The sequence below is a fragment of the Rhodoferax sp. MLSD5-FHT05B10 genome, from assembly GCF_058793415.1.
In genome coordinates, this window is sequence record NZ_JBXAFT010000007.1 from 22,308 (window position 1) to 45,699 (window position 23,392).

The 23,392-nt window shown below is 57.8% G+C and carries 22 protein-coding genes; all 22 read left to right on the plus strand.

What is annotated here, in order from left to right; genetic code table 11:
* The 22 genes from hisH to wecB (AC1Q5W_RS12465) all read left to right on the plus strand — a co-directional run bounded on the left by hisH (position 1) and on the right by wecB (AC1Q5W_RS12465) (position 23,383).
* The gene (hisH, locus tag AC1Q5W_RS12360) at positions 1-639 is read left to right on the plus strand and encodes an imidazole glycerol phosphate synthase subunit HisH (RefSeq protein WP_492644910.1); all 639 of its coding nucleotides are present in this window, start codon (positions 1-3) and stop codon (positions 637-639) included.
* Positions 633-1,412, plus strand: coding sequence for an imidazole glycerol phosphate synthase subunit HisF (hisF, locus tag AC1Q5W_RS12365; protein WP_492644911.1), 780 nt, complete (start codon positions 633-635; stop codon positions 1,410-1,412). Before hisH ends, hisF begins: the two co-directional genes overlap by 7 nt.
* A gap of 2 nt (positions 1,413-1,414) precedes the next feature.
* Positions 1,415-2,983: a UDP-2,4-diacetamido-2,4,6-trideoxy-beta-L-altropyranose hydrolase gene (gene pseG / locus AC1Q5W_RS12370; RefSeq protein WP_492644912.1), complete on the plus strand. Its 1,569-nt coding sequence runs from the start codon at positions 1,415-1,417 to the stop codon at positions 2,981-2,983.
* 7 nt (positions 2,984-2,990) lie between these two features.
* Positions 2,991-4,046: a pseudaminic acid synthase gene (pseI, locus tag AC1Q5W_RS12375; RefSeq protein WP_492644913.1), complete on the plus strand. Its 1,056-nt coding sequence runs from the start codon at positions 2,991-2,993 to the stop codon at positions 4,044-4,046.
* Positions 4,047-4,174: 128 nt separating this feature from the next.
* Positions 4,175-5,299, plus strand: a complete 1,125-nt coding sequence (gene wecB / locus AC1Q5W_RS12380) for a non-hydrolyzing UDP-N-acetylglucosamine 2-epimerase (RefSeq protein ID WP_492644914.1) — start codon at positions 4,175-4,177, stop codon at positions 5,297-5,299.
* On the plus strand, positions 5,292-6,584 hold the full coding sequence (gene wecC, locus AC1Q5W_RS12385; RefSeq protein ID WP_492644915.1) for a UDP-N-acetyl-D-mannosamine dehydrogenase: 1,293 nt from the start codon (positions 5,292-5,294) through the stop codon (positions 6,582-6,584). Before wecB (AC1Q5W_RS12380) ends, wecC begins: the two co-directional genes overlap by 8 nt.
* A gap of 83 nt (positions 6,585-6,667) precedes the next feature.
* A complete protein-coding gene (locus tag AC1Q5W_RS12390) occupies positions 6,668-8,044 on the plus strand; it encodes a BFO_1060 family glycosyltransferase (RefSeq protein ID WP_492644916.1) in 1,377 nt (458 codons plus the stop codon).
* Positions 8,045-9,502 (plus strand): oligosaccharide flippase family protein, encoded by a 1,458-nt coding sequence (locus AC1Q5W_RS12395; RefSeq protein ID WP_492644917.1) that lies wholly within the window; start codon positions 8,045-8,047, stop codon positions 9,500-9,502.
* 12 nt (positions 9,503-9,514) lie between these two features.
* Positions 9,515-10,279: a class I SAM-dependent methyltransferase gene (locus tag AC1Q5W_RS12400; protein WP_492644918.1), complete on the plus strand. Its 765-nt coding sequence runs from the start codon at positions 9,515-9,517 to the stop codon at positions 10,277-10,279.
* The gene (locus tag AC1Q5W_RS12405) at positions 10,276-11,427 is read left to right on the plus strand and encodes a glycosyltransferase family protein (RefSeq protein WP_492644919.1); all 1,152 of its coding nucleotides are present in this window, start codon (positions 10,276-10,278) and stop codon (positions 11,425-11,427) included. The genes AC1Q5W_RS12400 and AC1Q5W_RS12405 overlap by 4 nt, the downstream gene beginning before the upstream one ends.
* Positions 11,409-12,521, plus strand: a complete 1,113-nt coding sequence (locus AC1Q5W_RS12410; RefSeq protein WP_492644920.1) for a DegT/DnrJ/EryC1/StrS family aminotransferase — start codon at positions 11,409-11,411, stop codon at positions 12,519-12,521. Before AC1Q5W_RS12405 ends, AC1Q5W_RS12410 begins: the two co-directional genes overlap by 19 nt.
* Positions 12,496-13,470 carry a lipid II:glycine glycyltransferase FemX gene (locus AC1Q5W_RS12415; RefSeq protein WP_492644921.1) on the plus strand — a complete coding sequence of 325 codons (975 nt, stop codon included), beginning with the start codon at positions 12,496-12,498 and terminating at the stop codon, positions 13,468-13,470. The genes AC1Q5W_RS12410 and AC1Q5W_RS12415 overlap by 26 nt, the downstream gene beginning before the upstream one ends.
* Positions 13,463-14,458, plus strand: a complete 996-nt coding sequence (locus AC1Q5W_RS12420) for a polysaccharide deacetylase family protein (protein WP_492644922.1) — start codon at positions 13,463-13,465, stop codon at positions 14,456-14,458. The genes AC1Q5W_RS12415 and AC1Q5W_RS12420 overlap by 8 nt, the downstream gene beginning before the upstream one ends.
* A gap of 75 nt (positions 14,459-14,533) precedes the next feature.
* Positions 14,534-15,673 carry a glycosyltransferase family protein gene (locus AC1Q5W_RS12425; RefSeq protein ID WP_492644923.1) on the plus strand — a complete coding sequence of 380 codons (1,140 nt, stop codon included), beginning with the start codon at positions 14,534-14,536 and terminating at the stop codon, positions 15,671-15,673.
* Between the two features lie 57 nt (positions 15,674-15,730).
* The gene (locus AC1Q5W_RS12430) at positions 15,731-17,005 is read left to right on the plus strand and encodes a hypothetical protein (protein ID WP_492644924.1); all 1,275 of its coding nucleotides are present in this window, start codon (positions 15,731-15,733) and stop codon (positions 17,003-17,005) included.
* Entirely contained in the window at positions 17,002-17,964 is a 963-nt protein-coding gene (locus tag AC1Q5W_RS12435; protein ID WP_492644925.1) for a glycosyltransferase family 2 protein, read from the plus strand. Before AC1Q5W_RS12430 ends, AC1Q5W_RS12435 begins: the two co-directional genes overlap by 4 nt.
* On the plus strand, positions 17,965-18,930 hold the full coding sequence (locus tag AC1Q5W_RS12440) for an NAD-dependent epimerase/dehydratase family protein (protein ID WP_492644926.1): 966 nt from the start codon (positions 17,965-17,967) through the stop codon (positions 18,928-18,930). It abuts the gene before it with no gap.
* Positions 18,927-19,628, plus strand: coding sequence for a class I SAM-dependent methyltransferase (locus tag AC1Q5W_RS12445; RefSeq protein WP_492644927.1), 702 nt, complete (start codon positions 18,927-18,929; stop codon positions 19,626-19,628). The genes AC1Q5W_RS12440 and AC1Q5W_RS12445 overlap by 4 nt, the downstream gene beginning before the upstream one ends.
* The gene (locus AC1Q5W_RS12450; protein WP_492644928.1) at positions 19,609-20,010 is read left to right on the plus strand and encodes a GtrA family protein; all 402 of its coding nucleotides are present in this window, start codon (positions 19,609-19,611) and stop codon (positions 20,008-20,010) included. Before AC1Q5W_RS12445 ends, AC1Q5W_RS12450 begins: the two co-directional genes overlap by 20 nt.
* 22 nt (positions 20,011-20,032) lie before the next feature.
* Positions 20,033-21,091, plus strand: a complete 1,059-nt coding sequence (locus AC1Q5W_RS12455; protein ID WP_492644929.1) for a polysaccharide biosynthesis protein — start codon at positions 20,033-20,035, stop codon at positions 21,089-21,091.
* Position 21,092: 1 nt separating this feature from the next.
* A complete protein-coding gene (wbjC, locus tag AC1Q5W_RS12460) occupies positions 21,093-22,223 on the plus strand; it encodes a UDP-2-acetamido-2,6-beta-L-arabino-hexul-4-ose reductase (protein ID WP_492644930.1) in 1,131 nt (376 codons plus the stop codon).
* Positions 22,224-22,246: 23 nt separating this feature from the next.
* Positions 22,247-23,383, plus strand: a complete 1,137-nt coding sequence (wecB, locus tag AC1Q5W_RS12465) for a non-hydrolyzing UDP-N-acetylglucosamine 2-epimerase (RefSeq protein WP_492644931.1) — start codon at positions 22,247-22,249, stop codon at positions 23,381-23,383.
* The last annotated feature ends 9 nt before the right edge of the window (positions 23,384-23,392 follow it).

Here is a 23,392-nt window from a genome sequence, read left to right on the forward strand (position 1 = left end):
ATGAGAGTCGGCGTCATCGACTACGGTGTGGGCAACCTGGGCTCGGTACTGCGTGCACTGGAAGAGTTGCGCGTCGCGCCGGTGCTGGTCAACCGCGCAGTCGACATGCACACCACGGACTGCCTCATCCTGCCCGGGGTGGGCAATTTCGCCGATTGCGCCCGACTGCTGCAGGCAGGCGGCTGGGTCGAAGCACTGCGCCAGGAGGTGGTGGGCTACGGCCGTCCCCTGCTGGGCATCTGTGTGGGCATGCAACTGCTGGCCGATGCCAGCACCGAGGGGGTCGACGAGGGGCAGGGAACGCCGGGGCTGGGTTTCATTCCCGGCCAGGTCGAGCACCTGCGTGTGCTTGGTTGCGGACTGCGCGTACCCCACGTGGGCTGGAATGGCATAACCCGCTTCGGCAGTGCTGACCACCTGTTCGACGGCATCCCCGACGGCACCGATTTCTACTTCGTACACAGCTACGCCTTTGTGCCTCAGGATCCGGCGAACGTGTTGGCCACGGCCGACTATGGCGTGCCAGTCACGGCCGCGGTTCGGCACGGCCATGTGTGGGGGACCCAGTTCCATCCGGAAAAGAGCTCGCGCGCCGGCTTCCGGCTGTTGCGCAACTTCATCGAGAGCCCCAAGTGCTGAAGGTGCGTGTCATTCCCACCCTGCTCTGGAAGCAGTTTGGCTTGGTCAAGGGGACTGCCTTCGACAGCTGGCGTCGCGTCGGCCCCGTGCTGCCCGCCATCAAGGTCTATAACCAGCGGGAGGTTGACGAACTGGTGCTGGTCGACATCGTGGCGCATCAGTCGAACGACGATCCTGATTTCGAGTCGATCGACGAGTTTGGCCAGGACTGCTTTGTTCCCCTGACCGTCGGTGGCGGTATCACCCGGATCGAGCAGGTGCAGCGTCTGTTGCGTGCAGGCGCTGACAAGGTCAGTGTGAACACCGCAACCTATGCCCGGCCGGAACTGGTGACAGAGATCGCCAGGCGGCACGGCGTCCAGAGCGTGGTGGCCAGCATCGACGTACGGGCGCAGGATGGCGGCTGGAACTGCTTCAGCCATGCCGGCCGGCAGCCCACCGGTCGCGATGTCCGCGCCTGGGCGCGTGAGCTCGAGGACCGCGGGGCTGGCGAGATTCTCATTACCTCGATCGAGCGCGATGGCACCATGCAGGGCTACGATCTGGCACTCATCGAGGCCGTCGTCCGCTCAGTCAGCGTTCCGGTCATCGCCTCGGGCGGTGCCGGCAACTATCAGCACATGGTGGACGCGGTGGTCCAAGCGGGGGCCTCGGCCGTGGCCGCTGCCAGTATCTTCCATTTCACTGAGCAAACCCCGGCTGGCGCCAAGGCGGCGCTGGCGGCCGCTGGCGTGCCGGTGCGGCAGGCTTTCCAGCCCGATGGAGCGCGTTGATCATGGGTGCGGTTCTCCACGTCGCCCTGCGTGTCGATGCTTCCGCAACCATGGGGACGGGCCACCTGCGGCGCTGCCTCTCGCTGGCGCAGGCCCTGGCCGAACTGGGCGCCAGGGTCGACCTGCTGGTCCGCCGGCTCGATGACGTGGCACCGCAGGTCCTGGCCAGACCTGCGGTACGCGCCGGACTCGCTGTGCACTGGCTGCCTGCGCCAGCCATCTCCTATGTGCCCGAGGCAGAGGGGCCACCCCTGCAGGCCTGGGCCGGTGTGCATTGGACGCAAGACGCAAGGGACACAGCGGCCGTGCTGCGCGACGCCGCTCCGAACTGGCTGGTGGTGGACCATTACGCCTTCGACGCGCGCTGGCACGCGGCGATACGTCAGGACCTGGGGTGCCAGTTGTTCGTCATCGACGACATGGCCGACCGTGCGCTGGACGCCGACGCGCTGCTCGACCAGAACTGGGATGCCGACCACCGCGCCAAGTATGCACCGCACCTGCGCCGCAGGCCGCGCTGGATGACCGGCCCGCGTTACGCACTGCTGTCGACGGCCTACCGCGAAGCGCCGCGATACCGTTTTCATCCCCTGGTACGTAGCCTGGGGATCTTTGTGGGCGGAACGGATCCTGGCGGTGCCTCCGTGCAGGTGCTGAGAACCTGCCGCCGCAGCGGCTTTGCCGGCCCCATCGAGGTCGTCTCCACCTCGGCCAGTCCCCATCTGGCCGAGTTGCGCGCGGCCTGCGCCGACATGCCGGGGGCGTCTCTTACGCTCGACGAACCCGATCTCGCGGCCTTCTTCGCGCGCCACGACCTGCAGATTGGCGCCGGTGGTGGGGCCACCTGGGAGCGTTGCTGCATCGGTGTTCCCACCATCGGGCTGGTGCTGGCCGCCAACCAGATGGCGGTGGTACCCGCACTCGACAAACTGGGCGTACTGCAGGCCGCGCGCCTTGACAGCCAATCCGACCCCGTTGGCGTGCCTGCGCTGTCGCAGGTGCTCAGGGTCTTGCTGGCTGATCCGGTTGCCCGCCAGGTCCTGGGCGAGCGCGCAGCCCTCTTGGTCGACGGTCGCGGCGCGCAGCGCGTGGCATTGAGCCTGTTGTGCGCCACCTTGCATCTGCGTCCGGCTACAGGCGGCGATGGGCAGATGCTGCACCGCTGGCGCAACCACCCCGCAGTGCGCGCTGTGTCGGGCACAACGGCTCCCATCGGCCTGGCCGACCACTTGGGCTGGCTACAGCGTGTGCTTGCGGCCGGTGATCGCTGGCTGTTTGTTGCCGAGGTTGGTCAGCTGCCGGTTGGTTGCATCCGCTTTGATCGGCTTGCCGCGGACCACATCGAAGTGTCACTCTATCTGGATCCTGACCTGCAGGGACTAGGACTGGGGCAGCGACTCCTGCTGGCAGGAGAGCGGGCCGTGCACCAGCGCCTGGGCCATGGTTTTACCGTGGATGCCAGTGTCGTGCCCGGGAATACAGCCTCCCAGCGCCTGTTCCAAGCATGTGGGTACCATGGTGGTCCGCTGCAATATCAAAAGACCGTTGGCTTGAGGCCGACTACCCGGTGACTCCGCTATGAAGATTCTGGATCGTGAAATTGGCCCTGGTCGCCGCCCTTATCTGATTGCCGAAATGTCGGGCAACCACAATCAGTCGCTTGACCGTGCGCTGGAGATCGTGGACGCAGCGGCCGCGCACGGCGCCGACGCGATCAAGTTGCAGACATACACGGCCGACACCATGACGCTCAATGTGCGCAAGCCGGGCTTTGTGATCGACGATCCCAAGAGCCTGTGGGCCGATCGCCAGCTCTACGAGCTGTATCAGGAAGCGCATACCCCATGGGAGTGGCACCGCCCCATCATGGAACGCGCGGCATCGCTTGGTGTGCATTGCTTCAGCACGCCGTTTGACGACACCTCGGTGGACTTTCTGGAGTCGCTACATGTGCCGGCCTATAAGATTGCTTCGTTCGAGAACACTGATCTGCCGCTGATCCGCCGCGTGGCCGCCACCGGCAAGCCCATGATCATCTCCACTGGTATGGCCACTGCAGCCGAAATCGACGAAGCCGTGCGCGCCGCCCGCGAGGCCGGCTGTCGCGATCTAGTACTTCTCAAGTGCACCAGCACCTACCCGGCTACCGCCGAGAACACGCATATCAGCACCATTCCGCATATGCGAGCCCTCTTTGGCTGCGAAGTTGGCCTATCTGACCACACGATGGGCTGCGGTGTGTCTGTCGCGGCAACGGCGCTCGGCGCGACCGTGATCGAGAAACACTTTACTCTGCGACGAGCAGACGGGGGGGTGGATTCGACTTTTTCGATGGAGCCCAACGAATTGCAGCAGCTGCGGGAAGAGACAGAACGGGCTGCGCAGGCCCTTGGGCAGGTCCGGTACGGCCCAACTGCTGCCGAGATGAAGTCACTCGTCTTCCGTCGTTCGCTCTATATCGCCAAAGATATGAAGGCCGGCGATATCCTGACCCGCGAGAATTTGCGCTGTGTTCGTCCAGGCTTGGGCTTGCCGCCCAAGCACATGGACACCTTGCTGGGTCTCAGAGTTGCGCGAGATGTCGACACGGGCACGCCAATGGCGTGGTCGCTGCTTGCATCCCCCGGTCAGTGATGAGCGGGATGTCCAATACCGAAGCGGTTTTTTCAAGCCTGCTGCAAATGGTCATGAATACGGCGGCGAAGTCGTTTCCCTGACGGCTGGCCTGTGATCTCTATTTAAAGTGGTGGTTTTAAGTGGGAATGCATCGAAAGAAAATCCTGATCGTCTTCGGCACACGGCCTGAAGCGATAAAGATGGCTCCGGTTGTCAACGCATTGCGGGCGAGGTCGGAGCTGGACGCGCGCGTGTGCGTGACGGCGCAACATCGCCACATGCTGGACCAAGTCCTCAAGCTGTTCTCCATCGCGCCGGATTTTGACCTCGATCTGATGAGGGCTGGTCAGGATTTAACGGATATCACAGCCAGAGCGTTGGTGGGGTTGCGAGAAGTATTTTCCGGTTGGCGGCCGGACCGTGTGCTGGTTCACGGCGATACCACGACCACCATGTCTGCAGCATTGGCGGCTTATTACGCCAGGATTCCGGTGGGTCATGTAGAGGCCGGGCTGAGGACCGGAGACATCTACTCACCCTGGCCCGAGGAAATCAACCGGAGGATGGCGGGGGTCATCGCGGACGTGCACTTCGCCCCCACCCAGCAGGCAAGACAGAACCTGCTCAACGAGTCCGTGGGCGCGGAAAGAATCGTCGTTACCGGCAATACCGTGATTGATGCCTTGCTGTGGGTGGTCAAGGAGCTGAACAGCAACAAGGCCCTGCGGCAGCAACTGGAACAGCAGTTTGCCTATTTGAATCCGGCCAAGCGCCTGGTTCTCGTTACCGGCCATCGCCGGGAAAATTTCGGTGAGGGGTTTGAAAATATCTGCCACGCTCTGAATGACTTGGCCAATCGGGAAGATGTGGAAGTCGTCTACCCGGTTCACCTGAATCCCAATGTGCAGGAACCAGTCAAACGAATACTGGGGGCAAAATCGAATATCTTCTTGGTCGAGCCGTTGGATTACCTGCCGTTCGTTTACCTGATGAACCGCTCGGCCCTTATACTGACCGATTCAGGCGGCATTCAGGAAGAGGCCCCGACACTGGGCAAGCCCGTGCTCGTTATGCGCGACACTACCGAGCGACCCGAGGCAGTGGCGGCCGGTACGGTCAGGCTCGTGGGAACCAGCCGAGAGCGTATTTTCCAGGAATCCAGTCTGCTACTCGACGATCCGGAAAAATATCGAGCAATGGGCTTTTCTCATAATCCTTACGGGGACGGAACAGCCAGCCAACAAATCTGCGAATGGATCGTCAATGAGTAAAGAAGAATTCTCCCGCGTCTCGATCATCGGATTGGGCTATATCGGCCTGCCAACCGCGGCCGTACTCGCTTCCCGCGGCATCAATGTTATGGGTGTAGACGTGAATGCCGAGGTCGTCGCCACTATCAACGAGGGCCGGATACACATTGTCGAGCCCGAGCTCGACGTGCTGGTTCATGGTGCGGTGCATGCCGGAAAGCTGCGCGCTTTCACTAGGCCCCAGAAGGCCCAGGCCTTCCTCATTGCCGTTCCCACCCCGATCACAGCCGACCACCTGCCGGATATGACTTATGTGGAAAAGGCAAGCCGATCCATTGCGCCGGTGCTGGAAAAAGGAAACCTGGTGGTGCTTGAGTCCACCTCTCCCGTCGGGTCCACCGAATCGATGGCGCGCTGGCTGTCCGAAGAGCGCCCGGACCTGACGTTCCCTCACCAAGCCGGCGAGGCGGCCGATGTCAATATCGCTTACTGTCCGGAGCGCGTGCTTCCAGGTGCCGTCGTCCAGGAACTGGTGCGCAACGACCGTGTCATCGGTGGCATGACCAGCCGGTGCGCCGACCGTGCGCGGGATCTGTATCGGACATTTGTCCAGGGCGATTGCCTGATCTCTGACGCGAGAACAGCCGAGATGACCAAGCTGACGGAAAACGCGTTCCGCGACGTCAACATCGCCTTTGCCAATGAGTTGTCCATGATCTGCGACAAGATCGGCATCGACGTGTGGGACCTGATTTCACTGGCCAACCGCCATCCACGCGTCAATATTCTGCGCCCGGGGCCGGGAGTGGGGGGGCATTGCATTGCCATCGATCCTTGGTTCATCGTGGCTTCCGCGCCAGAGCAGGCCAAGCTGATTCGCCAATCCCGCGAAGTCAACGACCATAAACCGGAATGGGTGATCGGGAAAGTTCATGATGCCGTCGCCAGCCTCAAGAGCACAAAACACAATATCTCGGTGGCTTGCCTAGGCGTGTCCTTCAAGGCCAACATCGACGACCTGCGCGAAAGCCCGTCCCTGGATATCGCCGTATCCCTGGCGCAGGACAATGGCCCGCAGATCCTGGTGGTCGAGCCCTTCATCAAGCAATTGCCCGACTCGCTGAATTCCAGAGTCAACGTCAGGCTGTCGGGCCTGGCGGATGCGCTGGAAAAGGCGGACATTGTTGTTCTTCTCGTGGATCATGACGAGTTCCGTGGCATCCAGGTCGACGCACTGAAGGGCAAAGTGGTCATTGATACGCGCGGCATGATCCGGAAGACGCCGGACGGCTTGTCCATCCAATGACGATGCGCATGGCTTTTGTTTAGGCTGCCTAACCAATCCTGTCGCGCCCCCGGGGCAGGGTGTCACCGTAAGTTCGGGAATCCATGTCGAAAACAAGCAAGAGCGGCATTGACGTGATCAGTCTGGAGTGGACCACCACGCCCAGTCGCGACCGCGTCTCGGCCACACTCGTCTGCAACTATCTGAGACTGCAGGGTCTCAGCGTCAGTGAAGCCAGCGTCTGGGACGGGTTCCAGTCCATCCATGAGGCCAAGCCCAGGTTGTTGTTCATCACCAATACGGTTGGCGCGGTGGAGAACCTCGAATTGATGCGTTATGCGAAACGGCGCAATATGTTGGGGGTGTCGCTTGTGTCAGAGGGAAATTTGCAGGGTGATGCCGCGTACCAAAGTGAAATGATCTGGGGCTGGAACAAGGAAAAACAGTTGCATGAAGATATCAATATGCAGTGGTCCGAGTTTTCGCGTGATTCCACACTCGCGTTGCATCCGGAACTGACCGGTCGGGTCAAGGTGTCGGGAGGGGTCGGGTTTGATAACTACAAGATTGCCGTCTCCGACAACATCAAGGAGACAATTCTGGGGAAATACCGAAAGACCGGATACCGGAAAGTCGTTGGCGTAGGCTGTTGGGACTTTGGTTTCTTCTATCCGGAAGATTCCCGCTTCAAGGTGTTTGACAGCCTGTATGAAGGTTCCCAGAAGAAGCGGTTCATACAAGACTCATTTGCATTCGATGACGTGTTGACCCAGTTGGCGGAGGCCAATAAAGATGTGCTTTTTCTGTTGAAACAGCACCCGGGTGTTCAATTGGGGCATATGGCGTCGGGTATCACGAAAGCAGCTCAACTGGAAAATGTGCTGGTGTTGACAAACGAAGAGCCTATCCTGGCCTGCATCCAGGCATCGGATATCTGGATGGTTTATGAATCGACAACTGCCATGGAAGCCTGGCTGCTTGGAAAACCAACTTGCCTGCTCAATCCAAGCGGGCGTGACTTCCCAAGAGATAAGTTGAATGAGGGGAGCCCCGTATTTCATAGTGCCGATCAGCTCCAAAGGGTGATCAATGCGTTCTACTCGGGCAACGAAACCACTGAATTTGCAGAGCGGGCGGGCAAGAGAAGGCAGTTGATAAAGGGCGTCATTCAATGGGATGACGGCCTGAATCATGTCAGAGCCGGTAACGAGATTATCGAGCTGTTGCTCAGCCGGCCTCGCCCGGATTGGACAGGTGAGAGCTTGGACGAGACCACCAACCGCTGGAAGCAGCACGTAAAATGGCAGCTCGGCCCCTACGTCAGGCGGTCTGCGGCTTTCAGGGCCAGCTACGCCAACCGGATCAATTTTTCGACCACGGCCCTAACGACCTATCAGGAGACCAAACTCAAGGAGCAGGAAGCGTACTACCTCAAGCAGGGGCTAACGCTGTCGGACCTAAGGCAGATAAGGTGCCTGTAGATGCGTGAAGAACGACGTCCGGCGGGCTGGCTCTCGTCCATCGTCAGCAACGGGCGCTGGTATCTGCTCTCCAGCGTGACGACCAAGGCTTTGGCGCTGCTCACGCTGACGATATTGACGCATAGCCTGTCCCCGACCGAATTTGGCGCCTTGAACGCACTGGTGGCACTGACGCAGGCACTGCCCATCATTCTGTCGCTGTACCTGGATTCGGCGCTGGCGCGTCTGTATCACGAGTACCAGGCCAACCGGCGTCAGCTCGCGGGATTGTTTTCCACGGTATTCTGGTTTGTGCTGGCATGGGGCAGCGTGTCTTTGATCGTGTTTTCCTTGCTGTCCACCTGGCTGGCGGCGGACATGGCATCGGTCCCCCCGACGTATCTCTGGATCGCGACGGTGCCGACTTTGCTGCTGCAGCTGGCGCAACTTGGGATGATGTTCCTGCGGCAGTCGTTTGAAGCCCGGACGGTCACGAAGATCGAAATATGGGGCGCGCTGATCGGCGCGGTATCCACCTATCTTCTGGTGGCAACGCTGGGGGAGGGTGTGCTCGGACGTCTGGTGGCGATTGCGCTGTCATCGGCTTATGTCTTTGCCTTTGTGGTCTGGCACTTCGTCAGGGCCCACTTGCTCATTTTCCAGTTTGACCGACGCAAGCTAAGGGAGTGTCTTGTATACAGCCTTCCGTTGTTGCCGAATCTGGTGGCCGGGTGGATTGCCGGGACCTCGGACCGGTTGATCATTGCCAAGTATGTCGATCTGGAGGCAGTTGGCGTGTATTCCCTGGCTGCCACCATCGCATCGCTGCTGTACGTGGTGCAGGATGCCGTGACTCAGGTGACAGGCGTCAAGACGCAGGTTGGAATGGCCACCGACCGCAAGCGGACACTGCACATGCTCGGCGAGTTGTCCATCGTCATGTGGGTGGTTATGTTGTTCGTGAACTACTGCGCAGTTGCCTACTCGGTGCAGGTAGTGCAGATTTTTACCGGCAAGGGCTACCTGGGTGCCGCTAGCCTCATTGGTGCCTGCGGATTCATTTATGTTCTGTCGCCCCAGAACAGATTGCTGCAGGACGTCATCGGCTTCAACAAGAAGACTTGGATCATTTCGAGCGGTGCATTGATCATGGCTGTCTGCAGTCTCGCCCTGAATTTCTATTTGGTCCCGAAGTTCGGCTACATTGCGGCGCCCTATGTATTCATCGCCGCAACGGCGGCGCAGACGGCCTGGCTGTATGGTTGGGTTCTTAAATTCGAGGGGTTGACCCTGCGGTGGGGTAAGGCGGGGTTGGCGTTCGCGGTGTTCCTCGGCTTCGTGTTCGCGGACCGGATGCAGCCCCAGTGGGCCAATGGCGGCGTGATGTTCAAATTACTGACGACTGCCTTGTACGCCTTCATTACTTACCGCATGCTGGCGCCCAGCATGAAGGTGTTGAAAAGCAACGCTGTTGGGTGACACAAATAAAATATGGCTGAAATCATGAAAGCTATCAAAAACATCTTCTGCAGGAGGGGCGACGCAGCTCAGTCTGATATATGGGACGACCATATGAGCCGGATCGAGTTGGCGGACGTGCTGTCGGCGTTCCGGTCTCCGGCGCAATTCCAGCGCGAACTGGCCGCGCTGATTGACTCGCGTGCCGGTGGTGGGCGCAAGATCATCGAGGTGGGGTGCGAGACGGCGGTCACGACGCTCCTGCTCGCGGACGCGAATGAAAAGACAGTGATCGACATCAACCAGCGAGCGATCAGCCTTGTGGAGGCTGCGGCCGCGCAGCTGAACAAGAAAATCACTGCGATGGTATGCGACATGTTTTCCATGCCCTTTCGGGGCGCCGAGTTTGACATCGTTTTCAACGCGGGCGTCATTGAGCATTTCTCCGTCGAAGAAAGAGTCCGGGCCCTGTCGGAGTATTCGAGAGTCATGAAGGAAGACGGGCTCATGATCATCGCGTTTCCCAATCATTACTGCCCGCCTTACCGATTTGCGTATCTGACGATGAGGCTGCTGGGGGTCTGGCGCTTCCCGTCGGAGTACAAGATCTTTGACCTGGGTGAGGAGGCACAGCGTTGTGGGTTGCGTATCGGCCAGCGCCTGACGTTGTCCAGGGGAACAATTTTCAACTGGTTGAATTTCCTGCCGCCGGCCAAGGTTCTGTTTCGGTTTCTGGACAAGTTCTTCCGCTATGAAGGCTATTTGACAGTTGTCATCCTGTCGAAGTCTCACGAATGAAGATCTGGTACATCAGCCGAACCTACTTGCCCGAAAAGACGGGCGGTGCGTTGATCAGAATTGCCCAGGTGGACTTCTTCCGAAGCCAGGGGGCAGAGGTCGTGGTGGTGGCGCCAGATTACCTGGGCCAGGATGCCGTCATTTCCGAACGAGAGATCCGGCTGCCCTACCGACAGTCCAGGATCAGACTGGATCAGGCCTTCGAACGGATCGGTTTTTACGAGGATTACCTGGACCCATGGGTGGACGGGAGTTTGGCACTGCTGAAGGGGCGGGTGCGTAAGGAAGATCTTGTCTTTGTCACGAGCGGCGGCGAACTGGGCTGCATCAAGCTCGGGAGTCAGTTGAAAGACGTAGCTGGCTGCAGGTTCGTCGTGAACCTGCATGATCCGGTCGATTACACACGGGTGTCCGGCAGGAAGATCAACAAGTTGCCTCATGTCAGTCGGGAGGGGCAGGAGCGCAAGTATCTGGAAAACGCCGATCTGGTCATCACGTCGTCGAAATCGAACCAGGCCTCTCTGACCGAAAAGTATCCGGAACTGGCAGCACGAATCAGGTGCTCGTATTTTGGATACATGGCTAAGGCCGAGTTGCGCGAGAAAGCACCGTCGACAGGGCTGACCATCGTGTACGGTGGAACCTACGACAAGAACCAGTCGCCGGAGCTTCTGGCGGAGGCCGTTCGAGGGATCGGGAGCGTCGAGGCCCACTTCGTCGGGAATCACGCTGCGTACAAACCGCTGGATTTTGCGCGTAGGAATCAACCGAACTGCAAATTCGTCAATCAGTTGAGCTATCCGGATTTCCTGCGTTACCTGACTGACCATGCGGACATGGGGTTTGTGTCGCTTGCAAGCCCCTATCTGGGCGCGTGCGTGCCTTCCAAGATGTTCGAATACATCAATATCGGCCTGCCCATATTCGGGGTCTTGCCGCCGGGAGATGCCGGGGAGATCATCAACGGCCGGGGATACGGCGTTGCATGCGGGTTAGATGACGTCCAGGCCCAGCGCAAGGCCATCGTGGAGATCGCCGATGGGAAGCAGGTCCTGGAGAAGTATCGCCAGCAGATTTTGCGCGATCGGAACGACTGGTTCATGCCGGTCAGGATGACGGAAGTTTACAAATGGCTTCAGGACCTGTAGTCGAGAAATTTGTGCCTCCCGCATTTTCCAGGGCCGAGCTGGACCTGCGGGGCGTGGAGCGGCTGTTCAACAAGCACCTGCACTATGCGTCGAACGGACGATCAGCTCTGTACCAGATCATCGCGGCTAACAGCGGCTGGACCAGGATGCTCCTGCCGACATACCTTTGCTCGTCGGTATTGATTCCGCTGCGCAAGGCAAAGGTGGAGCCCATCTTCTACGACATAGATTCCCGGGACCTGAACGGAGATCTCGATTCGCTGGAGTATCTGGCCGACAAGTATTCAGTGCGCGCGGCCTTGTTGCCCAGCATGTACGGCAACCCGGCTGATCTCCATCGGGCTGAAGAGCTTTGCAGGAGCAAAGGCATCTGCCTGATTGATGATGCTGCGCAGAGCTTTGGCGCGCGCCTGCTGGACCGACCGGTGGGTACATTTGGAGAAGCTGGTTTCTTTTCGATCAGCCCCGGCAAGCCGCTCGCTGGGCACATGGGGGCGTTTTATTGGTCGGACCAGTCGGCCGCGCTTGAGCACACCCGGCACGACCTGATTCACTACATCAAGTGGATGGATTTCTGCATCCGCAGGTTGAATGCATACTCCAGCAGGAAATTACTGGTTCTGAACCCGCTGCTGGAGTACGGAACGCTGGCACTTACGAAATTTGTCGACCTCAGCCTGGACTCAATGGCGCCCTTTGAGGCACCGATTCTGGGGGGGCTGCTCAAGGATTCGCTGTCGGGGTGCTTCGCGTTCCGGCAGAAGTATTTCGATGATTTCGCCCAGAGATTCTCCCGAAGCAACTATTTTTCTGTCGTCCGATCCCTCCGGGGAGCGCCGAGCAATCACAAGATTGTGCTGCGTTGCGTGAGCCGGGAGATCGCGCTGAAACTCAGGGGTTTCCTCGGGCGCCGACAGATCTATTCCAACGGGGGCTATCCGCTGCTGTCCCCGGGCAACCCGCAGCTGAAGAACGCTACGCAGATCGATGGGTGCATCGTGGAGATACCGATCGAGGATGATGCAAGAAAGATGACGCATCTGTTTGATGTCGTTCAGGAATTCAATGATGGTCGAAATACTGACAACAGATAAGGGGCTGGCTGGCGTTCTGCCGATCGTTGGCGAGGCCGCCTACCTGAAGGCCAAGGCATCGAGGTATGGCTGGTTCAAGAGCGGCGACTTTGTGCTTCCGTTCATCGTAGAGCGACGTGCGCTGTTTGACCGCCTGGTATTTACGCACCAGACGATCTGCCTGAACGGAGGCGACTCGCAGTCCGGTGAATACGAATTCCTGAACCAGGTCGTCGCTGCGGCGCGGAATCTTGACGTGGATTTCATCTACCAGCCGCAGGCCACGGCTGTTTTCTCCGTCGTCCCCGAGGGGGCGATTTATGCCCGGTTTGGCACCTACGTTGTAGATCTTGAGTTGCCGGTTGAACAGCTCTGGGCCAATGTGCACGGCAAGCATCGCAACGTCATCAAGAAGGCGCAGGACGCCGGCGTGGAGATTTCCGAGGGGCCACACAACCTCGACACCTGCTATGAATTGATCCACTCAACCATGAAACGGAACCAGAAGTTGTCTGTGTCGCTGGGTGAGCTGGAGCGATTCAAGGCGAACCTTGCCGGGAACGTATCGTTCTATGTGGCCAAGAAGGACAATGTCGCCCAGGGGGCCGCCGTCATTGTCTGGAATGCGGGGCACACGGCGTACTATCTGCATGGTGGCACCAGCGATTCGCCGTTCGGTGGTGCCATGAACCTTCTACACTGGAAGGCGATGACCGACATGAAGGCAAGAGGCGTGCGGCAATACGATTTTGTCGGCGCGCGGGTAAATCCCCAGCCGGGTTCAAAGCTGGAGACAATTCAGCGTTTCAAGGTAAGGTTCGGTGCGACCATGAGGGAGGGGTATCTCTGGAAATATCCCCTCAAGCCCTTGCGCTATTCCGCGTATCAATTGTTTGCCAGAGCGAATTCGCTGATGCACGGGGCCACATACAAGGGTGACCTCATCGATGAGGAGAGGGCGCTTGTCTGACGAAAAGATCATGCTCACCTTCGACTACGAGCTGTTTCTTGGGCGGAACAGTGGATCAGTGGAGAATTGCCTCATCGCGCCGACCAGGGAGATCCTGAAGCTGATAAGACAGCACGCGGCAACGGCACTTTTCTTCGTCGATGCGACCTATCTGCACAAGATCGAAGCGAGCGACAAGCAATCGTACGCAAGGGTTGCAGGGCAAATCGAGGAGATGATCGGTTCCGGTTGCGAAGTCGGATTTCACCTGCACCCTCATTGGCTAGATGCGGTGAGAGTGGGGAGCGATACCTGGTCCCTTGAAAACATCAGCAGGTATCGCCTTCATGCGCTTGACGCTGCCGAGTTGCGTCAGGTCTTCAGTGAATCGCTGGCGAGCCTGAAAAGGGCTGTTGACAGGGCCGACAGTTCATGCCGAATCAACACTTTCAGGGCCGGAGGCTGGTGCCTGCAACCGTTTTCAAGCCTCAGAACTTCATTCGAGGAGTTCGGGATCGAATACGAATTCAGCGTCACCTCGGGCCTGCACAAGGACAGTCTGCCGGGGCATTTCTACGATTACCGGACTGCTCCGAGTGATCGGGCGGCATGGCGATTTACCGACGATCCTTGTGTTCCACAGGACGACGGCAAGTTTGTCGAAGTGCCTGTCACGGCGTTCAAGGCCACGCTGGCGAGCTTGGTTGCCAACAACCTTCGAATCCGAGGGCAAAAGATCTATGGTGATGGCCAGGGACTCGGTGTAGGCGGAGGGCGGTTGCGCGAGCTTGTGGGCAAGGTGCTGGCCGCGGAGAAAACCAGGCAGCTGACGCTGGATATGTGCTCGCATGAGCTGTTGAAGAAGTCGCTGAGCGGTACTGGTAACTATGCAGTGCGAGTTTTTGCCTCTCACCCCAAGATATTCAGTTCGGCCTCGCTCAGCAATCTGGAATTCTTGCTTCAACAATACAAGACCTTGCGGACTGAGGAAGTCTTGCAGTGTGTCTGATCGGAGCGGGTGGCGTGTCGCGCGATGCAAAATGTCCTTGCAAACAACCGGTAATCGAATGGATTGGGTAGGAACTTGAAGAAAATATTGCTCTTTCTTTCGCATCAGCCGAACCCGCGCTTCATCAAGCAGATCAATTACCTGGCGGAATCCAATCAGGTTAGTGTGATTTATTTCAGTCGCTCAAGCCTACCAAACCTTAATTCAAACATTGCAGGCAGCGTGGACTGTTTCCCCGTTGGCGAAATCGGATCGAGCGGCAGATACCTCTCGCGGGCGATGGCCTATGTGAGAGCAATGGGTGTGCTGTGGCGCTGCAGAAGGCGGGTTCGTGCCGATGTCGTCATCGTGAACAATATCGACGTCCTGCTGCTGGAAGTGGCCATGCGGTTGCTGGCGTTTCGTTCGACCAGGATTGTGCTCGAGGTATCGGATTTGCTCCAGTATGTATTCAGTCGTGGGTTGACGGCAAGGATATTCAGGGCGGTAGACCAAGCTGTTGTGCGCCTCTTTGTTGACCGTCTCATCGTAACTTCGAAGAAGTATTACGACGTCTACTATGGGAAGTTCTTTCGTGGCCCGTACCTGGAACTGGAGAACAAGCCGCTGAGAGATAACGTCCCCCCAAGGGGGGAAGGACGTGCCAAGGGCGGGCGAACGGTCGTCGGGGTCGTCGGCCTGATTTATCAGGCGGCCCCCATCCAGGCGCTGTTCGATGCAGTGAAGGATGACGATAGCGTCGAAGTGCAGATCTATGGGCGGCTTTATGACGCCCAGAACAGCAGGGCCCTGATCGAGAGCTATTGCGCCAAGCAACGCAACATTGTTTTCAGGGGGGAATACGATTTCTTCAAGGACGCGGCGCGCATCTATGGCGGCCTGGACCTGCTCTATGTCTCGTATGACACGGTCGAGACCATGATGAACAACCGGGTGGCGCTGCCCAACAAGTTGTACGAGGCGATGTACTTCCGGGTTCCCATTGTGGCGAGTAAGGGAACGTACCTTGCCGAACGGGTGATGGCGCTGGGTATCGGCTACGAAATTGATTGTGGCAGCGTCGAGCAGATCAGGGATATTCTTAGATCGCATTCGGGTCGCGCAGAAGAGTTTGAAGAAGCATTCCGGGCCCTGCCGGAAGAGGCGTACTTTGCCGACAGCGACTACGAGGTCTTTGCCCGCTTTGTTACGGGCAATCCGTCCATTGACGGGTGACTCTGAGCAGGCTTGTCCGACCCGTGGGTGAATTCTTGATCTATAACTGAGGGCGCAATGGAAAAGCGTATTTCACTGACATGGCAGCAGGCCCTGCTGGCGGCCATCGCAATGATGGCCTGCGCGCTGCTATTTTGGAATCAGCGGTCCCAGGCGCCGTCGTGGATATACCCCTACTTCTCGGGAGCGACAAATCTGAGCCTCGATCTCGCTTGGCGGGTGGACATGGGAGCGTTTGCTGACTTTGCGGGCATGACCTACAGCCAGCAAATGGATTATCGATTCGGGCGTTCGGAACTCTCCAATCTTGCAGCTTACTCCGTGCTGGACAAGGGATACGTCTACGTCATCTGGGTCGCGCAGCACCTGTTGTTCTGGCTCCCGCAGATCAAGGCCGTCATCTGGTTCCAGATACTTTTCCACGTCGCCAGCTCACTGTGGGTAATCAGCCGGCTTCCGAGCCGGCGCCAGCAGATCATCTTCCTGCTGGCCTATGGTGCAAATCCGATCGTGCTGCATTTCGTGACCTTCGCCTATCACTACTACTGGCAGGTCATCCCCGCCCTGGCCTGGTTCTGCTACGAAGCCAGGGGCGATACTCGAAAGGTGCGTTGGCTTTACCTGCTTGCGCTGGTGTTGGCGGCGGCCTTTCTGATCCGGCAGTCAACCGCCATTATTTCGCTTTTCATCCTGAGTTATTCGGCGTGGCGCTACAGGAGGGTTGTGGGGTGGGGGGCGGTTGTCGGCTTTCTGCTCGTTGCGATGCTCGGCAAGAATCCATCACAGCCCTGGCACACCGCGTACGTGGGCATAGGTGCATATCCCAATGACGCGGGTATCGTGCTGGACGATGAATCCGGCTACAAGATGTTCAAGGACCGCACGGGCATCCAGATCAATACTGCTCCGCCGAGTGGAAACTATTACGACGAAAAAGTCCGTGGACAGTACTACGAGGCGCTGAAAGAGCAGCTCGCAAGTTATGCAAAAGACCATCCTTTGCAGATGATCCGCAGTGCCACGCTAAATACGTTGCAGAGCTTTTCAGTTGGATATCCAGTAGGCCATCTTGCGTTAGCCTACGTAAGCGCGCTCGTCGGCTTGATCGCTTTGGCGGTGCTGGTGATTTGTCGAATGTATGTGACAATTGCACTTGTATTGGCCGGCGTGGCGGGTTTCGTGGCTTATTACCCGCCAATACCTGCGTATATGTTTGGTAACTATCTCCTTCTGTCTCTGGCGCTGGCGAGCATAGTTGATCAATTAGGCAACTCCAGTCGCGCTGGCGCATTTGTGCGCTACTTGAAGGAAAGGCTGTTCCGTCTGCCATGAAACAACAACACGTCTCGGTCGTGATTCCTGTTTACCAAGGGGAGCGTTCGATTAGGTCCTTGGTTGACGAAATATCGGTGTACTTTCAGCCATCTATGACTGCTGGTGGCCACGCGATGGTCGTGTCCGAGGTGCTGCTTGTTCACGACTGCGGACCGGATCGATCCGACATCGTCATTAGCGAGTTGGTGCAGTCCCACCCGCAGGTTAAGTCGGTCTGGCTGACCAGGAATTTCGGCCAGCATGCGGCCACGCTTGCGGGCATGAGTTCCGCCACAGGGGACTGGATCATCACGATGGACGAGGACGGGCAGCATGACCCCAAGGACATGGGTAGCCTGCTCGACCGTGCGCTGGACGAGGACCTACAGGTGGTGTACGCACATCCCGTAAACAAACCGCCGCATGGTTTCTTGCGTAACTTCACTAGCAGATTGTCTAAGCGCATCGGACGCGTGATGATGGGGCACGACGTTGTGGAGTACTTTCATAGTTACCGGTTGATCAATGGCGAGATCGCTCGCAGCCTTGCCGCTTACTGTGGACACGGCGTATTTCTCGATGTAGGGCTGCTATGGGTCGCTGGACGGGTTGGTCAGTGTCCGGTGAAGATGAGAGTAGAGGACGACAGGCCTTCAGGATATACCTACAGCAGGTTGTTGGCACACTTCTGGAACATGTTGCTCACTGTCGGGACGCGGCCGCTGCGTCTCATTACTCTGCTGGGGTTTTCTTCAGTGGCCATCGCGGTGTTTATCGGGGTCTACGCCGTATATGAAAAATTGACCGGCAGTGTGCAGGTGCAAGGGTGGGCATCCTTGGTTATTGTTGTCTCGTTCTTTTCCGGTTGCATTTTGGTTTCACTGGGAATGATCGCGGAGTATCTTGCCGTCTCCATGGGAATTGCTATGGGCAAGCCCTTGTACGTGATCGGGACCCGTAGTAGCAGGTCGCGTTAAATGGTGCGGGCCTGGGTTCTTGGTTCAGGGGGGATGTTGGGGGCGGCCGTTGTCAGTGAGTTATGCCGACAAGGCATCGACGTCTATCACCACTTTGAGCCATTCGATTGGAGAAATGTGGACCGGATACGGTCGCAGTTCCGTCTGGCTGCGGGGGAGTTTCTCAGCGGACTGTCGCGTGGCGACCAGTGGGAAATCTACTGGGCTGCAGGTGTTGGGGCCATGGGAAGCACTCAGGCCGACTTGGACGGTGAAACGGCGGCACTGGAAGCCTTGTTGTCTCTACTCCGCGAGCAGTTGCCAGCTAACGATGTCGCCGGTGCTATTGGCTTTGCCAGTTCGGCGGGTGCGCTTTACTCGGGATGCCCAGACTTCGAAATAACGGAGTCGGCAACCGTGACGGCATTGACGGAGTACGCGAAGGCCAAGCTTGCACAGGAGCAAATGTTGCAGAGCTTTGTGGCTTCCGTTGCGGGGGTCAGTCTGCTGGTTGCGCGGTTTTCGACCTTGTATGGGCCTGGACAGTCGTTCGGGAAGCGGCAAGGGTTGCTGTCCCACATTGCTCGATGCGCGCTCAGGCACCAACCTGTGGAGATATTTGTCCCGCTGGATACATCGAGAGACTATCTGTTTACCGACGACGCAGCGTGTGACTTCATCGGGTCGCTTAGGAAGCTGCGTGGCCCTGGTCGTACGTCACTGGTCAAGATCATTGCCGCTGAGCGTAGTGTGACGATTTCGGAGGTCGTCTCGACGTTTAATAGACTGCTCAAGAGGCGGGTTCGTGTCGTTTGCAATCGCAACAGCATGTCGAGTCTGTATGCGCCAAGAGTTTCCTACCGATCTCTGTACCCTTTAATTGTCGACCACGAATTCAAACGCCATACGCTGATTGAAGGAACTGCGATTTTGCTGCGTGCCGAGCGCATGACCTACATCGCTGGTTCACATAAGGATAGACCATGATGCAGCAAGAATTCGACGCGCACGCTAAGACCTATAACGAAGTCTTGGACGCGAGCGTCAGCTTTTCCGGCGAGGATTCAGCCTACTTTGCCGAATATAAGATCAGGGATCTGTACCAGGAATTGGCAGCGCAGGGCGTTGACACCAAGGCCGGTCTCCGCCTCATGGATTTTGGATGCGGGGTGGGGGCGTCAATTCCCTATCTTCGCCAGTACTTTTCGCAAGCCGAGCTGTTTGGCGTGGATGTTTCCCCTGAGAGTTTGGAGCTGGCGCGTTCACAGTATGGAAATTTCGCAAAATTTCTCCCCGTGAGCGATGGTGAACTACCGGTTGAAGTCGGGGTTCTGGATGCGGCGTATGCCATGTGCGTTTTCCATCATGTGGACGAGGGTAGGCATGTTGAACTACTGTCGGCGATACGTAGTCGACTCAAGCCGGGCGGTCTCTTGATGGTGTACGAACACAATCCGTTGAACCCGCTGACCGTCCGGGTGGTGAACAACTGTCCTTTTGACATCAATGCAAAGCTGATTCGTGCCTCGCTCATGGCAAGTCGCTGCCGGAGTGCGGGATTCAGGGATGTCAGCGTGAAATACCGAGTTTTTTTTCCAGGCTTCCTTAAGGTATTCCGTTTTGCGGAAGTGTTTTTGAAGTGGTTGCCGCTTGGGGGGCAGTATTATGTCCGCTGTCTGGCGTAAGGCGGCCTCGGTCGAGTTGGCTAAGTTCGTTGGCGTAGGTGTCTTAAACACCATAGTCGGACTGATCATCATCTACTCGCTGAAGTGGTACCTTCACTGGGGGGATGCAGTCTCGAATTTGGCAGGGTATTTGATCTGTATCGCCATCGGTTTCGTCTTGAATGGTCGCTGGACATTTGCAACCCCGGCGCTGAAGGCCAGGCATTTGGTTGGGTACTTTTTGGTGGCTGGCGCGGCTTATCTGATGAATTTAGTAGCCGTTCTGACGTCGATCGAGGTGCTGGATATGCCAGGAGATCTTGCGCAGTTGGTTGGTGTCCCGGCGTTCACACTAACGTCCTATTTTCTGAACAAAACCTTCGTGTTCTCCCGCAAACACTAAGCTATCGGAGTCTTGAGGCAGTATGAGCAAAAAGTTGATCATGGATGGATCGGTGTTGTTGATAACAGGGGGAACGGGATCATTCGGTGGCGCCGTGCTTCGACGGTTCCTTAATTCAGGGCTGTCTGAAATCCGCATTTTCAGCCGCGATGAAAAAAAGCAAGATGACATGCGCAAGCGCTATGCGCACCCCAAGCTCAAGTTCTACATTGGTGATGTTCGTGACATCCGCAGTGTGAGTGCGGCCATGCGTGGTGTGGATTATGTTTTTCATGCGGCCGCACTGAAACAGGTGCCGTCCTGTGAATTTCACCCCATGGAGGCGGTGCGAACCAATGTTCTGGGTACCGAAAATGTGCTGGATGCTGCCATTGCGGCCGGTGTCAGGCGGGTGGTTTGCCTGAGTACGGATAAGGCGGTCTACCCCATTAACGCAATGGGTATCAGCAAGGCCATGATGGAGAAGGTTATGGTGGCGACCAGCCGCAATCTGGAGGGCACGAATACGGTCATCTGCGGCACGCGGTATGGTAACGTGATGGCCTCTCGCGGCTCGGTGATTCCCCTATTTGTAGACCAAGTGCGCGCCGGTAAAGCCATTACCGTCACCGACCCGAGTATGACGCGGTTCATGATGACGCTGGACGACGCTGTGGATCTGGTGCTCTATGCATTTGAGCATGGGAACAATGGCGACATCTTTGTGCAGAAGGCGCCTGCGGCGACGGTGCAGGTCCTGACCGAGGCCATCCTTGAGTTGATGGGTAAACCCGCCCATCCGGTAAGCGAGATCGGTACTCGTCATGGTGAGAAGTTGTACGAAGTCCTGTTAGGCCGTGAAGAGCTGGCCTGTGCCGAAGACCTGGGTTCCTACTACCGTGTGCCGCCGGACGGGCGTGACCTGAACTATGCGAAGTTCGTTGAACAGGGCGAACGTCGCCTGACCCAAAGCAACCATGGCGAGGACTACAACTCGCACAATACGACGCGTCTGGATGTGACAGGCATGAAGACCCTGCTGCTCAAGCTGGACTTCATTAGACGCATCGTGCGCGGCGAACACGCTGAAGCAGAGGAATGAATTGACACGGGTTCTCATCACCGGCGCACAAGGGTTCGTTGGAAAGAATCTGCAGCTGTACTTGGTCGAACGGCCGGATGTGCAGGTGACCCTCTTTACCCGGAATGACAGCGTGGCCCAGTTGCCTGGGCTGTTGCTGGATACAGATATCGTTTTCCATCTGGCGGGTGTTAATCGCCCCCAGGATCCAACCGAATTCCAGGCGGGCAACGCCGGGCTAACCCGTCAACTGGTTGATGCGGTGGCGCAGGTGGCGAAGGTGTCCGGTCGATTGGTACCGGTGGTGTACACATCATCCACCCAGGCGGGTTTGGACAACCCCTACGGCAGGAGTAAGCGGGAGGCCGAGCAGGCGCTTTTCCAACTGGCCGAGCAGTACGCTGTGCCGGTGCATGTGTTCCGTCTGCCCAATGTCTTTGGAAAATGGTGTCGACCCAACTACAACTCTGTCGTTGCAACTTTTTGCCACAACATTGCGCGCGACCTGCCGATTCAGATCAATGATCCTGCGACATCGTTGACGCTGGTCTATGTGGACGATGTACTTGTCCAGTTCATGAAGATACTGGCAGGCCAACTGTCCCCGCCCCTGCCCGGTGAGTTTGCCTGTGTGGCCCCTCAATATCAGATCACGGTTGGGGCATTGGCGGAGCAGTTGCGAGGTTTTCGCGACAACCGGACGACCCTGATGACGGCCCGTGTTGGGCAGGGGTTGACGCGGGCTCTGTATTCCACCTACGTGAGCTATCTGCCGGTGGAGGCTTTTGCCTACGATGTGCCGGCGCATCGCGATCCGCGCGGCATGTTCGTGGAAATGCTGAAGACGCCTGATGCGGGGCAATTTTCCTTTTTCACGGCTCATGCAGGGGTGACTCGCGGCGGACATTACCACCACAGCAAGACCGAAAAGTTTCTGGTCATAAAGGGCCAGGCGCGGTTCCGTTTTCGGCATATGCGGACGGGTCAGACGCATGAACTGCACACCAGCGGAGAGCAGCCGCAAATTGTGGAAACCGTGCCGGGCTGGACGCACGACATCACGAACGTCGGTCCGGATGAAATGGTAGTTATGTTGTGGGCCAATGAAATCTTTGATCGCCAGCAGCCCGATACTTTCAATTGTCCCGTCTGAAACACCGAAGATTGGCATTAGCAATGAAAAAACTCAAAGTTATGACGGTGGTGGGCACCCGGCCCGAGATCATTCGCCTGTCGCGCGTGCTGGCCCGACTGGACGAACATTGCGACCATGTGCTTGTGCATACTGGTCAAAATTATGACTACGAACTGAACCAGGTTTTTTTTGACGACTTGGGCGTACGCAAACCGGATCATTTTCTAAAAAGCGCAGCCAACTCGACTGGAGCGGGGCAAACCATTGGCAATCTCATCATTGCCGTGGACCAAGTATTGGCCGACGTGCTCCCAGACGCCATGCTGGTGCTGGGTGACACCAATAGTTGCCTGTCGGTGATTCCCGCCAAGCGGCGGAAGATCCCGATTTTTCATATGGAGGCGGGGAACCGCTGCTTTGACCAGCGTGTGCCAGAAGAGACCAATCGGCGCATCGTTGACCACACCGCCGATGTGAATTTGACCTATAGCACCATTGCGCGCGACTACCTGTTGCGAGAGGGATTGCCGCCCGATCTGGTGATCAAGACCGGCAGCCCCATGTTCGAGGTGCTGGAGCACTACCGCTCGCGTATCGATGCATCTGACGTGTTGCAGCGGCTGGGTCTGCATCCAGAGGAATACTTTGTGGTCAGCGCCCATCGTGAGGAAAACATCGAGTCGCCACAGTGTTTTACCAAGCTGGTCGCAGTGCTCAACGCCGTGGCCGAAGACCACAATCTGCCGGTCATCGTGTCCACCCATCCCCGCACGCAAAAACGGATTGATGCGACGGGCGCCAAATTTCATCCGCAGGTGCGGTTGCTCAAGCCGCTGGGTTTTCACGATTACGTGAAGTTGCAGGTGTCGGCACGCGCCGTGCTGTCGGATAGCGGCACGATCAACGAGGAATCCTCTATCCTGAACTTCCCGGCGCTGAACCTGCGGGAGGCCCATGAGCGACCGGAGGGAATGGAAGAGGCCGTCGTCATGATGGTGGGCTTGGAGACCGAGCGCGTGCGTCAGGCGCTGGCCATCCTCGCAACGCAGCCGCGGGGCGATGCTCGCGGATTGCGGCAGGTGGCGGATTACAGCATGCCTAATGTGTCGGAAAAGGTGGTACGCATTGTTCACAGCTACACGGATTACGTGAACCGTGTCGTCTGGAAGAAGTACTGAGCGGTAATT